Raw genomic sequence first — 14,344 nt, 5'->3', positions numbered from 1 at the left:
ATTCGACTATGGCTACAATTCATGTCGATGGAAAATCGTATGAAGTCAACGGCTCGGAAAACTTGCTACAAGCATGTTTGAGTCTGGGCATCGACATCCCATATTTTTGTTGGCATCCATCCTTAGGTTCGGTTGGTTCTTGCCGTCAATGTGCTGTTACGCAATATGCGAATCCAGAAGATACGCGTGGTCGTTTGGTCATGTCTTGCATGACACCAGCATCTGACAATACCTATATCTCAATTGAAGACAAAGAAGCAACGGATTTCCGTGCATCTATTGTTGAATTTTTGATGACGAATCACCCACACGACTGTCCAGTCTGTGAAGAGGGTGGTCACTGTCACTTACAAGATATGACTGTAATGACGGGTCATGACCGTCGTCGTTACCGCTTCACAAAACGTACGCATTACAACCAAGAACTCGGCTCATTCATTGCACATGAAATGAATCGCTGTATTGCTTGTTACCGTTGTGTTCGTTACTACAAAGATTATGCGGGCGGTACAGACTTTGGTGTGTATGCCAATGCATCTCGTGTTTACTTTGGTCGCCCAGAATCAGGTACTTTAGAGTCTGAATTCTCTGGTAACTTGACTGAAGTATGTCCAACAGGTGTATTCACTGATAAGACTCATTCAGAGCGTTATAACCGTAAATGGGACATGCAGTATGCACCAAGCGTGTGTCAAGGCTGCTCTTCTGGTTGTAACATTTCTCCGGGTGAACGTTATGGTGAAATCCGTCGCGTAGAAAACCGTTTTAATGGTTCGGTTAACCAATACTTCCTTTGTGATAAAGGTCGTTTTGGCACAGGTTATGTAAACCGTGCAGACCGTCCACGTCAGCCTCAGTTCCGTAACGGTGAAACTGTTGCAACTGTTTCTGTTGATCAAGCTTTAGACCAAACGATTGCAAAGCTTCAAGGCAAAAAAGTCTTGGGTATTGGTTCTCCACGCGCAAGCTTGGAATCGAACTACGCACTACGTGAGCTTGTAGGTCAGGCAAATTACTCAACTGGTGTTGCACAAAAAGAGCAAAAACTTGTTGAACTTGCTGCATCTATCATGCAAACCGAGGGTATTTACAACCCGAACATGCGTGAAATTGAAAGCTACGATGCTGTTCTGATTTTAGGTGAAGACCTGACTCAAACTGCTCCACGTATGGCATTGTCTGTTCGCCAGGCTGCGAAAAACAAAGCTCGCGAAATGGCTGCGAAAACACGTACTCCAGATTGGTTGGCTGAACCTGTACAACGTATTGGTCAAGAAGCAAAATCTCCAATCTATATCTTGGCTGCAACTCAAACTCGTCTTGCCGACGTTGCAACTGGTGAAGTTGTTGCTTCTCCAAATGATATTGCACGTTTAGGCTTTGCCGTAGCAGCAGCTGTGAAAGGTGATGTATTAACTGGTTTAGATGACGATGCAAAAGCATTCGCTCAAACTATTGCTGACACTTTAAAAACAGCAAACAAACCATTAATCATTGCGGGCACAAGTTTGCAAGATGCTTCTATTATGGAAGCTGCGGCTGAGTTGACTCAGAACTTAGGTTCTAAAGCTGGTTTAAGTCTTGTGGTTCCTGAAGTGAACTCTATGGGCTTGGCATTGTTTGGTGGCTTAAGCCTTGAACAAGCATTTGCTCAAGACTACGACACACTTGTTATTGTTGAAAATGACTTGTTCCGTCGTTTACCTGCTGCTCAAGTAAAAGCTGCACTAGATAAAGCTGAAACAGTAATCGTGCTTGATCACAGTGAAACTGAAACAGTGAAACAGGCTGATATCGTTCTTTCAGCAGCAAGCTTTGCAGAAGGTGACGGTACTGTTGTAAGCCAAGAAGGTCGTGCACAGCGCTTCTATCAAGTTTACGATCCAAGTTATTACAAGCCTGAATATGCAATTAAAGAATCATGGCGTTGGTTACATGCCATTGAAACTGGCATTAAAGGTAAGGCTGTAGATTGGACATTGCTTGATGATGTGATTGAAAGCATCGTGAAAAATGTACCAGTACTTGAAGCAATTCAAGATGTGGCACCTGATGCTGGTTACCGTGTACATGGTTTGAAAATTGCACGTGAACCACGTCGTTATTCAGGCCGTACAGCAATGCGTGCGCCGTTATCGGTTCATGAACCGAAACAGCCTACCGATCCAGATTCAGCATTAACATTCTCAATGGAAGGTTATGTTGGTCCGCAAAAAGCATCATCATTAGTACCGTTTGCATGGGCTCCGGGCTGGAACTCTCCACAATCTTGGAACAAATATCAAGATGAAGTAGGTGGTCACTTAAAAGGTGGTGATTCAGGTGTTCGTTTATTTGATCGCTTGGCAAAACGTCCTGCACGTAGCTATGTTGCTCCAGTGCCTGTAGTTGCAAACCCTGAAAGTTTCCGCTTAGTACCAATGCATCATATTTTTGGTTCTGGTGAATTCACTATTAAAACACCTGCAATGGAAACTCGTATTCCAGAAGCTGTGTTTGCAGTGGGCGAACAAGATGCAACTCGTTTGAACCTTCAAGAAGGTCAACGCATTACTGTAAAAGCAGGCGAAACCAGCGTGAGCTTGCCTGTACAAGTAATTGAATATTTACCTACAGGTTATATTGGTTACCCAGTTGGTTTAGCACCAATGGTGTCACTAGCTGAGCCTGTTTCAGTGGCTTTAGGAGTGTAATTCATGAATCAAGAAATTATACGTCAAACGCCACTTTGGGCTGAGAACTGGCCAATCGCCTATGCTGTAGTTCAAGCAGTTGTGATTTTGCTTGTTGTTGTTTTAGTTGCAGCGTTGATGTCTTTTATTGAACGTCGTTTACTTGCTTGGTGGCAAGACCGTTATGGTCCGAACCGTGTCGGTCCTGGTGGTATGTTCCAGATCGTTGCCGACATGCTTAAGATCATGTTCAAAGAAGACTGGACACCAAAATTTGCTGACAAACTTACATTCCGTTTAGCACCAGCTGTTGCAATGGCAACAGCGGTTCTTTCATTCATGGTAATCCCGGTGAGTCCTTCACTGGGTGTTGCCGACATGAGTATCGGTTTGTTGTTCTTCATGGCAATGGCTGGTATTGCAGTCTATGCAGTATTGTTTGGTGGTTGGGCTTCAAATAACAAATACTCATTGCTTGGTGGTTTACGTTCAGCTGCTCAAACCATTTCTTATGAAGTGTTCTTGGGTATCTCATTGATGGGTGTGGTTGCAATTGCAGGCTCATTTAACCTTCGTGAAATTGTTGAAGCACAACGCGATGTTTGGTTCGTTATTCCACAATTCTTAGGTTTCTTGATTTTTGTGGTTGCTGGTGTTGCGGTAACTCACCGTCATCCATTTGACCAACCAGAAGCAGAACAAGAATTGGCTGAAGGTTACCATGTTGAATATGGCGGTATGAAATGGGGTATGTTCTTCGTTGCTGAATATGTCAACGTGGTACTTATTTCTGCATTGATCGTAACTTTATTCTTTGGTGGTTGGTTAGCACCATTCAATTTAGAAATTCCATTTGTTCCGCCAGTATTCTGGTTTGTGATTAAAACAGCATTCTTTGTAATGATGTTTGTTTTGGCTCGTGGTTCTTTAATGCGTCCACGTTATGACCAAGTCATGAACTTTGGTTGGAAAATTTGTTTGCCATTGGCGTTGGTCAACTTGTTAGTGACTGGTGCTGTGATTCTGATGAATCAGGCCTAGGACAGCAGGGAGTACAAAATGTATAAATTTCTAGCTGGATTCGGATCGATTGTACGTTCGTTGTTTATGGTATTTAGCCATGTAACGCGTAAACGTGACACGATTTTATATCCAGAAGTACCGGCTGAACAGATTGTGCCGCCACGCTTTCGTGGTCGTATTGTGTTGACGCGTGACCCAGATGGGGAAGAGCGTTGTGTGGCATGTAACCTATGTGCGGTTGCGTGTCCAGTTGGCTGTATCTCACTACAAAAAGCAGAAACAGAAGATGGACGTTGGTATCCGGAATTTTTCCGCATCAACTTTTCACGTTGTATTTTCTGCGGTATGTGTGAAGAAGCTTGTCCAACCACTGCAATTCAGCTCACACCAGACTTCGAGTTAGGCGAATACGTACGTCAAGACCTTGTTTATGAGAAAGAAAATTTACTCATTTCAGGTCCGGGAAAATACCCAGACTACAACTTCTACCGTGTAACGGGTATGGCGATTAACGGTAAAGAGAAAGGTCAAGCACAAAAAGAAAGTGCACCAATCGATGTACGGAGTCTATTACCATGATGTGGCCGTTTTATTTGATGGCACTCGTGGCCATCGTTTCTACGGTTCGTGTAGTGACTAACACGAACCCTGTACACGCTTTACTTAGTCTAATTGTTTCATTGCTTGCTGTTGCTGGTATTTTCATGATCGTGGGGGCGCCTTTTGCAGGTGCTCTTGAAATCATCGTCTATGCCGGAGCAATTATGGTTCTGTTCGTATTCGTTGTGATGATGCTTAACTTAGGTCAACACACTGTTGAACAAGAACGTAAATGGCTTTCTTCAGATGCTTGGGCATATCCAGCACTCATGAGTTTCTTACTCGGCTTGCTTTTAGTTTGGATGCTTGGTGGTGAATACACTACTATTTCAGCACCGCTTGGGGCACAAGTGATTGGACCAAAAGTAGTTGGTCAAGCACTCTTTACTCACTATTTATTATTGGTTGAAGTTGCCGCGATGTTATTGCTAGCAGCCCTTGTTGCAGCATACCACTTAGGTAAACGTGAACCAGGTGCAGAAGAGGAAAAAGAATAATGGGCCAGATTCCTTTAGAACATGGTTTGATTGTTGCAACCATCCTTTTTGCACTCGGTTTTTATGGTGTAATGGTGCGACGCAACCTATTATTTATGTTAATGAGCCTTGAGATCATGATGAATGCTGCAGCATTGGCATTTGTTCTTGCGGGTAGCGTATGGGCACAACCAGATGGACAAGTGATGTTCATCCTGATTTTGACCCTTGCAGCAGCAGAGGCATGTATCGGTCTTGCGATTGTCCTTCAGTTCTATCATCGCTTCCATCATTTGGATGTGGATGCTGCTAGTGAGATGCGCGGATGAGTTATTTATATCTAACAGTATTATTTCCGCTAATCGGTTTTATTTTATTGGCGGCGGGACGAGACAAACTCTCTGAAAATGTTGCAGCAATTATTGGTGTAGGTTCTGTAGGTTTATCTGCATTATTTGCACTAATTGCTGGAATGGCATTTACCACAAGTGGTCAGCAAGTTTTTGTTCAAAATCTGTGGACATGGTTCAATGTTGGTGGTTTTGCACCAGGCATTAGCTTACATTTAGATGGCTTATCTTTACTCATGATGGGCATGGTGACAGGTGTTGGTTTCTTAATCCATATCTTTGCATCATGGTACATGCGCGGTGAAGAAGGTTATGCGCGTTTCTTCTCTTATTTCAACCTGTTTGTTGCCAGCATGCTTGTGCTTGTATTGGGCGACAACTTAGCGTTGTTATTCTTAGGTTGGGAAGGTGTAGGTCTTTGCTCTTATTTGCTGATCGGTTTCTATTATGCAAACCCTGCAAATGGTTGGGCTGCGATCAAAGCATTTACAGTTACCCGCGTAGGTGACGTATTCTTACTTATCGCTTTATTCTTGCTTTACCAACAATTTGGTACGCTGAATACTCAGTACATCGTTGAACACGCAGCAGAAGTAATGACGAAGAGTTCGTCTCTTACGATCTGGACTGCATTAATGTTGTTCTTGGGTGCTGCTGGTAAATCTGCGCAAATTCCATTGCAAACATGGTTGGCAGATGCAATGGCAGGTCCAACGCCTGTTTCTGCATTAATCCACGCTGCAACAATGGTAACGGCTGGTGTGTACTTATGCTGTCGTCTATTCAGCGTATTTGAACTTGCTCCTGAAGTGATGCAATTCATTTCAGTAACTGGCGCGGTAACTTTGTTAGTTGCAGGTTTTGCTGCACTCGTTCAAACAGACATCAAACGTATCTTGGCTTACTCAACAATGAGTCAGTTAGGTTATATGTTTATGGCTGTAGGTGCGGAAGCTTATCAAGCTGGCTTATTCCACATGTTGGCTCACGCATTCTTTAAGGCATTATTATTCTTGTCTTCTGGCGCGGTGATTTTGGCTTACCACCACGAGCAAAACATCTTCAAAATGGGTGGTTTGTTCAAACGTAACAAATTCCTGTTTGCTTGTTTCGCGATTGGTGGCGGTGCATTAGCAGCGATTCCATTCTTGACCATTGGCTTCTTCTCTAAAGATGCGATTCTTGGTGAAGTTTGGGTACAAGGTCAATCAGTTGCTCTATATCACACCTTATATTGGGTGGGTGTAGCAGGTGCATTCCTGACTTCAATCTATACATTCCGTTTAATCTGGGTTGTATTCTTTGGTCAAGAAAACACGCCTTACCATGAAATTAAAGGTGCAACTTACTGGGCTCCATTGGGCATTTTAGCTGTACTGTCTACTTTTGTTGGTGCTGTATTAAAAGCGCCTGTAGCTGGTATTCTTAATACTGCAAAAATCCCTGAATTCCATGTGGCTGAACAATTTGTTGAAGGCATGCATGGGGCAGAGCATTTAGCAGTAGGAATTGCGCTAGTTGGTCTAGTTGTTGGTATAGCATTATTTACATTTGCTTATGGTGCAGTGAAATCATTTGCTCAAACAAGTTTGGGTTCAGGTTTGGCACATATTTGCCGTACCGCTTTTGGTTTTGATGCATTGTATGACATCGTTTTTGTTAAACCTTATTTATTCTTCGCCAAAATCTTTGGCCGTGACCCGATTGACAGTTTGTGGTTAGTTCTTCCTGCACTTGTTAAAGGCGGAAACAGTTTTACAAGCTCACGTCAAACCGGTTCATTGCGTGAATACGCATCAAGTATGTCACTCGGTGTAGTGGTGTTATTGATGATCTTGATCGTTATTCAGGTAGTGGGGAAATAAAATGGAAAACAATTTAATTTTACCCGCGCTGATCCTTGTTCCGTTCATTGCTGGTTTTATTTGTTGGTTAGTCGATAAGCTCGACAAAACCTTGCCACGCTGGATTGCCTTAATTGGTATGCTCATTACTTTGGGCCTAGGTCTTGCACTTTGGCAAAATGGAACTTATAGCTATGAGATGGGTTCAAAAATCCCAACTTGGTCTGCTGAGTTCTATTTACCGTGGATTCAATCACTCGGTATCGGCATTCACTTAGCTGTGGATGGTTTATCTTTACTCATGGTGTTATTAACAGCGTTACTTGGTGTACTTGCTGTTGGTTGTTCATGGGGCGAAATTCAAAAGAACGTTGGTTTCTTCCACTTAAACCTTTTATGGAGTTTAGGTGGCGTTATCGGTGTATTCTTAGCGATTGACCTGTTCTTGTTCTTCTTCTTCTGGGAGATGATGCTTGTACCAATCTACTTCCTGATTGCGTTATGGGGTCATAAAGGTTCAAATGGTCGTTCACGTGTTTACGCAGCTACTAAGTTCTTCCTTTACACGCAAATCGCTGGTTTAGTGATGTTAATCGGTATTCTTGGTCTTGTAGTTTATGGCTACATGATGACCGGAATGATCGGTTTCGATTACAACTATTTATTAGCTGTAGCTAACCACTTACCTGCGGGATTAGCATACGGTTTCATGATCTGTTTCTTCATCGGTTTTGCGGTGAAGTTACCAGTATTCCCATTACACGGTTGGTTACCAGATGCGCATGCTCAAGCACCTACAGCAGGTTCTGTAGACTTAGCGGGTATCTTGATTAAAACAGCGGCGTATGGCTTACTTCGTTTTGTTATTCCATTCTTCCCGACAGCTTCTGCACAATTTGCAGACATTGCGATTATTTTCGGTTTGATTGGTATTTTCTACGGCGCATGGTGTGCTTATCAGCAAACTGACATGAAACGTTTACTTGCGTATACGTCGATTTCACACATGGGCTTTATTTTACTTGCGATCTACGCAGGTAACATTTTGACCTTCCAAGGTCTAATGATCATGATGTTGGCACATGGTTTGTCATCAGCTGCATTGTTCATTATGTCTGGTCAAATCTACGAACGTTTACATACACGTGACTTGCGTTTAATGGGTGGTCTTCGTGGCCAGCTTCAGTACTTGCCATTTTTCTTGATGTTCTTCGTTGCTGCTCTTGTTGGTGTGCCAGGTTTAGGTAACTTTATTGGTGAATTCCTGATTTTGATGGGTTCATTTAATAAATATCCTGTATTCACGATTCTTGCTTCTATCAGCCTTGTATTTGCAGGCTTATACGGCTTGATTTTGATTCACCGCGCTTTGTTTGGTGAACCAAATCCTGAACAAAAGCAACACTACACTAGTCCACTAAAAGACTTATCTGCTCGTGAAGTTGGTATTTTGATGATTTGTGCGATTGGTCTCGTTTGGCTTGGTATCTACCCACAAACATTCTTGGATGTATCTCATTCAAGCATGCAGTGGTTCGTCAATAGTTATGTGCCAGTTCAAGAAGTCGTTGACACTGTTCAGCAAACAGCTACTCAACTTGACCATGTGGAGATCCAATAATCATGAACTTCACAGTATCATTCGCTACGCTTATGCCTTTAGCTCCGGTGATGATTGTTGCTTTAACAACAATCGTCGTCATGCTGTTAATTTCAATTAAGCGTAATCATAATTTAATCGCAACAGCTTCTGTTGTTGGTTTAAACCTCGCTGCACTTTATATTTTATTTGCAGTATTTGGCGGTAAGTTTGTACCGTCAAATGTGATGGGCATGTTTATGGTTGATCCATTTACCATGTTCTATCAATTTATGATTTTGATTGCGGCGTTGGCTTGTTGTACTTTGTCTCACGCTTACATCGAAACCTATAAAGATAACCGCGAAGAACTCTATCTTTTGTTACTTGCTTCAGTAGCAGGTGCAATGTTGATGGTTGCAAGTTCTCACTATGCATCGTTCTTCATTAGCCTTGAGTTAATGTCGATCCCTGTATACGGCTTACTTGCTTATACTTATCAACGTAGTAGTTCACTTGAAGCTGGTATTAAATATCTTGTACTTTCAGCGACAGCTTCTGCAATGTTGTTGATGGGTATGGCATATATCTATGCATATACTGGTTCACTTTCATTCTATGATTCTGTACAGGCTTTATTTGGCGCAATCAAACAGCCAATGGTGTTATTAGGTTTAGCACTCATTATCTTTGCTGTTGCGTTTAAATTATCGCTTGCGCCGTTCCATAAATGGACACCAGATGTCTATGCAGGTGCACCAGCGCCAATGGCAACTTTCTTGGCGACTGCTGCTAAAGTTGCAACCATTGGTTTGTTCGTGCGCTATATGCTTGCTTCAGGCGCAATTATGGTAGATTCGTTAGTTACTATTTTGACAATCATTGCAGTATTGTCGATTTTAGTTGGTAACTTGCTCGCTGTTCGTCAAGTTAACTTAAAACGTATTCTCGGTTATTCATCTATTGCTCATTTTGGTTATTTGTTAATTGCTTTAATTAGCATGACTTATGCGAGCTTGGGTAGCGTAACTGTATATGTGGTGTCTTACGTATTAACAACTATCGGTGCTTTTGGTGCTGTAGCGTTAATGTCTAGCCCATATAACAACGTAGATGAAGCACAAAGTCTTGCAGACTACCGTGGTTTGTTCTGGCGTCGTCCAGTACTTACAGCAACGTTAACAGTCATGATGTTATCTTTGGCTGGTATTCCATTAACAGCAGGCTTCATTGGTAAGTTCTTGGTTGTAATGGCTGCTGTAACAACTCAACACTGGTTCTTGGCTGCAATGATTATTGTGGGTAGTGGTATTGGTTTGTACTATTACTTACGTGTGATGGTTGTAATGTATATGACACCACCAGAAACTCCTCGTATTGATGCAGACGCTCATTGGGGTCAAAAAGTAGGTGGTTTAATGGTATTAGCTGCTGCTGCATTAGTTATTATTTTGGGTGTATATCCAGATCCAATGATTAATTTAGCATTAAAAGCAGAAATTTTATCTCCATTACATTTCATGCTTTCACAACAACACTAATTCTAGTGTACAAAAAAGCCTCCAAATCTGGAGGCTTTTTTTTATTGAGCATTAAAAAAAGATTATAATAAATACGTTTTTATATTTTTAGGTAACATCTGTGGCCATTCAAGAAATTCGTCACCCACTTATTCGTCATAAATTAGGTTTGTTGCGTCGTTCTGATATCAGTACTAAGAATTTCCGTGAGCTTGCTCAGGAAGTGACTATGTTGTTGACTTATGAAGCAACAAAAGATTTACCAGTAGTGGATTGTGAAATTGCTGGATGGGCTGGAACTGTTACTACACAGCGTATTGCTGGTAAAAAAATAACGGTTGTACCGATTTTACGTGCAGGAATTGGTATGCTGGATGGTGTACTTAATCTGATTCCAAGTGCAAAAGTAAGTGTTTTAGGTCTTGAACGTAATGAAGAAACATTAGAAGTTCGTACTTATTATAAAAAACTAGTTCCAGATGTGGCTAATCGTCTTGCAATGATTATCGATCCAATGTTGGCAACAGGTAATTCATTAGTTGCTGCGATTGATGTATTAAAGGCGAGTGGCTGTAAAGATATACGTGTTATGGTATTAGTTGCTGCTCCGGAAGGTGTTGCTAAAGTTGAAGCAGCTCATCCAGATGTACAGATTTATACAGCATCTATTGATAATGGCTTAAATGAACAAGGCTATATTGTTCCTGGTCTAGGTGATGCGGGCGATAAAATTTTTGGTAGTGTCCAAAAAGACTAATTTTTGAAATAACGATAAAAGAGACTTAATCAAACCGTAAAGTTTTGAGTGCGGATTGAAAGTCTCTTTTTAATTTTCTGCTGTAACAACAGTATTGAAAAAGTAAGGTAAAGATCATGAAGCAAGAATTTTATACCGGAAAAGTTAAACAATATGATCCTGATAAAGGATTTGGTTTTATTTCGACTACTGAAGGAGATATTTTCTTTCATATTTCTGATTTCCCTGCATCCGAAGGTGAGCCAAAAAGAAATGAAAAAGTGAGATTTCTTGCGGCAGATAATCAGGGGAAATTTAAGGCTATCAAGATCGAGCGTATCGATCCTAATCCGGCTAAAACAAAAAAGAATAAAATCGCTGATCATAATAAAGCGATTACGTCAGAGTTGTTATCACATTTTCGACGTTAATAGAGACTCTCGATCTTCAAGGCTAGCTTAGTGTTGAGTTTAGCTGTGACGGACAGAGATGATTGTTGATAATGTTTTGAATGAGTAAGTAATATAATTTAAGGGAGGCATTGGCTTCCCTTAGTTGTCTTAAGCAATAAATAATAAAATGGTGAGCCTTGTGAGAATGACTCAAGATGGCACTAGAAGATCAGGTCTTAAACTTGATCTTCACAGAATTGCAAGAATGCTTTAAGACCAGGGCCTTGGTATTTTTGACGATGTACCAACATGTAAAGTGGGCGAGTAAGTTGCCAGAATGGTGTTTCTAAAATCACTAATTGTCCTTTTTCAATTAAAGGTTCAATAGCGAGTTTAGAGATACAAGACATTCCTAAACCACCAGCAACGATTTTCAAGATTGCTTCATTGTGACCTAGGGTTAGGCGAATATTGGCATCTGGGAGATCTTGCAAAATAGCATTATCAAACACTTCACGAGTTCCCGAACCTTCCTCACGTAAAATCCATTCAACTTGATAAAAATCATTTGCTGTTAAAGGTCGATTTAAACGTGCTAGAGGGTGATTAGGGGAGCAGCATACTGCAAGCTCATCATCTCGCCAGTGAATACATTGAAGTTGAGGCAGATGACATGAGCCTTCAATTAATGCCAAATCAAGCTGAAACTGATTGACTGCTTCAATCATTTGGCGTGTGTTACCCACCTGTAATTGCAAATGTGCCTTAGGGTGATACTGTAAAAAGTTTGCCATTAAATCTGGCATGAGATAATCACTGATCGTTAGAGTTGCCCCAATACGTAAATCAATGCTTTGTAACTCACCTTTTGCAGCTTGCTCAAAAGCTTCACAGCGACCTAATATTTCTAGCGCTTGAGGCAATAAAAACCGACCAAGATCATTGAGTTGTAGTCGTTTACCTAAACGATCAAATAGAGGGGCACCAAGACCATCCTCTAAATCGGCTAAAGCCATACTTGCTGCACTTTGCGTCAGTCTGACCGCATCACTGGCTTTGGTGACAGTTCCTTCTTGAGCGACTGCTACAAAAACAGCCAACTGGCGTAATGTCATGCGCATGTTTAAAAAGCCTTAACGTTTAAAAGTATTCATTATTTCGGCTGTCATGCTAACATGAGCGCACTATTTCATGCCACGTTGAAATCATGTCAATTGAAAAATTTAGCGTAGAAAAAGTTTTATCTGTACACCGCTGGACGCCAACTCTTTTTAGTTTCACCATGACTCGCCCTGCACATTTTAAATTTACGGCTGGTCAATTTGCGCGTATTGGACTGAAAGTTGGAGATGAACTGGTTGTTCGTGCCTATTCAGTGGTGTCGTCTCCATTTGATGAAACGCTAGAATTTTTCTCGATTGTAGTGCCTGACGGTGCATTTACCTCTAATCTTCAACATTTGAAGGTGGGTGATGAGCTTTACTTAGAAAAAATCCCTTATGGTTATCTTACTCTAGCTCGCTATCAACAACCTTTACCGCACGATTTATGGTTATTGGCAACGGGTACGGGTTTAGCGCCGTTTTTGTCGATGCTACAAGATTTTGATACATGGTCTAAATATCAAAAGATTAATCTGGTCTACAGTGTCCGTACCGCAGCTGAATTAGCTTATGTCGACCGTATTCAAGAAATTGCTGAAACTTTTGGGGAAGGGCACATCGGTTTTAAATTTATTTCAATTATCACTCGTGACCCATCAGCACAGTTACATGATCGTTTACCAGTTTTGATTGAGAACGGTGAATTAGAAAAAGTTGCTGGTATCGCACTGACCCCTGCAACAAGCCATGTCATGCTTTGTGGAAACCCAGAAATGGTAGATGACACGAAAGATGCTTTAAAGCGCCGTGGTTTGACGATGAATCGTCGAGGTGAGGGAAATATTGCAGTAGAAAATTACTGGTAACAAACAACAATTAAAAGAACTTTAAAATTATTTTTATGGATATGTTTATTAATGGACAAACATATCCATAAATTCACGAATTTCTGCAATTGCACTGTCTACATCGCTTGAAAGCCAAGTCGGTTCAAAAAGGCCTGCATAATGTTCTAAACGATCTTGAGGAACAACTAAGCGAACAGGGCAGTCTTCTTCAAGTAAACGCCAAGGTAAAATTGGAACTTCATTGTCCAGAAAAATATTGATATTACGAATATCAACAATCATGGCGTTAATGCAGTCAGGAAATGGCATGACTGAAAACTCTTCAGTACGACGACGAAAATACTCCAGATCACCCCACTTGAGTTCATAACTTGGTTTATTAAATTCAATAATACCAATCAGATGTTCATCTCTCGTCTGGTGTATATAACATTGATGTGTGACGTCAGTGTCGAGATCAAGAGTTACGTTTTGCTGACGATACATCATAAAATAGAGCAGCTTTAAAACAAGGGGGCTTATTATAGCCTATTTTATAAAAAGTAAGCGCTAAAACATATTGTATTACAAATGGGTGATAGGCGAAGTTTGTGAATAACGAGAAATTATTTTTAAACGTCTAAATTAATGTGTGAAAATTTTATACTATTTTTATTATTTTAAAAGTAGAGTTTTGCAACTACAGACACCTTCGAATAATGCTTTTTCACACAATGCAACAAAGCAAATTGCTATGATGAATATAAAGTTAATGATAATAGAAGAGGGGAAAGAAGATGCATGACTTTTCAAAACCACCTCATGTGACGAGTCCTGAAGAAACTGCGAAAAAAAGAAGATTGCCAGTTTACATTTTAATTATTGTTGGGCTTTTTCTTATTGCGCTTATTGTCTATATGGTTGCTGACCACAGCCAGACTCCTAAAGAAGAAGGAGCTTTTCAAAATGAAACTACACCACATGTAATTAAAGGTAGTTCTGATTTGAATTTAAAGACCTATGAGGGGTAATAAGCGAATCAGTTTAACTTGATATCAAGCCTTTAGGTGTAAACCTGAAGGCTTTTTTGCAACCTTTTGCATCAATTTGTTGTATTTGTGCAGAAGTGTGTTGATTAGAAAATATTCAAAACATAATGTGAGATAGACCGCATTCATCGTCATTTTTTACAACGAATGGTGTTTCCTAGAGATAACACTGA

The 14,344-nt window shown here is 40.8% G+C and carries 14 protein-coding genes; 12 read left to right on the top strand and 2 right to left on the bottom strand.

Going from position 1 to position 14,344, the window contains the following annotated elements:
- Positions 1–8: 8 nt before the first annotated feature.
- The 10 genes from nuoG to ACT53H_RS06610 all read left to right on the top strand — a co-directional run bounded on the left by nuoG (position 9) and on the right by ACT53H_RS06610 (position 11,231).
- A complete protein-coding gene (gene nuoG, locus ACT53H_RS06655) occupies positions 9–2,693 on the top strand; it encodes an NADH-quinone oxidoreductase subunit NuoG (protein WP_476008895.1) in 2,685 nt (894 codons plus the stop codon).
- Between the two features lie 3 nt (positions 2,694–2,696).
- Positions 2,697–3,713, top strand: a complete 1,017-nt coding sequence (gene nuoH / locus ACT53H_RS06650) for an NADH-quinone oxidoreductase subunit NuoH (RefSeq protein WP_004703499.1) — start codon at positions 2,697–2,699, stop codon at positions 3,711–3,713.
- Positions 3,714–3,731: 18 nt separating this feature from the next.
- Positions 3,732–4,274: an NADH-quinone oxidoreductase subunit NuoI gene (nuoI, locus tag ACT53H_RS06645; RefSeq protein ID WP_004794319.1), complete on the top strand. Its 543-nt coding sequence runs from the start codon at positions 3,732–3,734 to the stop codon at positions 4,272–4,274.
- Positions 4,274–4,792: an NADH-quinone oxidoreductase subunit J gene (nuoJ, locus tag ACT53H_RS06640; RefSeq protein WP_014205902.1), complete on the top strand. Its 519-nt coding sequence runs from the start codon at positions 4,274–4,276 to the stop codon at positions 4,790–4,792. Before nuoI ends, nuoJ begins: the two co-directional genes overlap by 1 nt.
- Positions 4,792–5,100: an NADH-quinone oxidoreductase subunit NuoK gene (nuoK, locus tag ACT53H_RS06635; RefSeq protein ID WP_000529822.1), complete on the top strand. Its 309-nt coding sequence runs from the start codon at positions 4,792–4,794 to the stop codon at positions 5,098–5,100. The genes nuoJ and nuoK overlap by 1 nt, the downstream gene beginning before the upstream one ends.
- A complete protein-coding gene (nuoL, locus tag ACT53H_RS06630; protein ID WP_004794316.1) occupies positions 5,097–6,986 on the top strand; it encodes an NADH-quinone oxidoreductase subunit L in 1,890 nt (629 codons plus the stop codon). Before nuoK ends, nuoL begins: the two co-directional genes overlap by 4 nt.
- A 1-nt stretch (position 6,987) precedes the next feature.
- Entirely contained in the window at positions 6,988–8,586 is a 1,599-nt protein-coding gene (nuoM, locus tag ACT53H_RS06625; RefSeq protein WP_476008894.1) for an NADH-quinone oxidoreductase subunit M, read from the top strand.
- 2 nt (positions 8,587–8,588) lie between these two features.
- Complete coding sequence (gene nuoN, locus ACT53H_RS06620) at positions 8,589–10,085, top strand: NADH-quinone oxidoreductase subunit NuoN (protein ID WP_476008893.1); 1,497 nt, start codon at positions 8,589–8,591, stop codon at positions 10,083–10,085.
- Between the two features lie 100 nt (positions 10,086–10,185).
- Positions 10,186–10,821 carry a uracil phosphoribosyltransferase gene (gene upp, locus ACT53H_RS06615; protein ID WP_151964524.1) on the top strand — a complete coding sequence of 212 codons (636 nt, stop codon included), beginning with the start codon at positions 10,186–10,188 and terminating at the stop codon, positions 10,819–10,821.
- Between the two features lie 116 nt (positions 10,822–10,937).
- Positions 10,938–11,231, top strand: a complete 294-nt coding sequence (locus tag ACT53H_RS06610; protein WP_004794308.1) for a cold shock domain-containing protein — start codon at positions 10,938–10,940, stop codon at positions 11,229–11,231.
- Positions 11,232–11,428: 197 nt separating this feature from the next.
- On the opposite strand, the gene gigC is transcribed toward ACT53H_RS06610, so the two are convergent.
- A complete protein-coding gene (gene gigC / locus ACT53H_RS06605; protein ID WP_004794306.1) occupies positions 11,429–12,313 on the bottom strand; it encodes a LysR family transcriptional regulator GigC in 885 nt (294 codons plus the stop codon).
- A gap of 86 nt (positions 12,314–12,399) precedes the next feature.
- Between gigC and ACT53H_RS06600 the strand changes: the two genes are divergently transcribed.
- A complete protein-coding gene (locus ACT53H_RS06600; RefSeq protein WP_476008892.1) occupies positions 12,400–13,161 on the top strand; it encodes a ferredoxin--NADP reductase in 762 nt (253 codons plus the stop codon).
- Between the two features lie 48 nt (positions 13,162–13,209).
- Here ACT53H_RS06600 and ACT53H_RS06595 read toward each other — a convergent pair whose 3' ends face one another.
- Positions 13,210–13,629 (bottom strand): hypothetical protein, encoded by a 420-nt coding sequence (locus ACT53H_RS06595; RefSeq protein WP_171065174.1) that lies wholly within the window; start codon positions 13,627–13,629, stop codon positions 13,210–13,212.
- A 290-nt stretch (positions 13,630–13,919) separates the two neighbouring features.
- Between ACT53H_RS06595 and ACT53H_RS06590 the strand changes: the two genes are divergently transcribed.
- On the top strand, positions 13,920–14,153 hold the full coding sequence (locus tag ACT53H_RS06590; RefSeq protein WP_004794299.1) for a hypothetical protein: 234 nt from the start codon (positions 13,920–13,922) through the stop codon (positions 14,151–14,153).
- Positions 14,154–14,344: the final 191 nt, after the last annotated feature.

This window comes from Acinetobacter sp. DMC2 (genome assembly GCF_056314305.1).
Note: the sequence above shows the minus strand (reverse complement) of the source record. Positions and strands in the feature narration are given on the sequence as shown.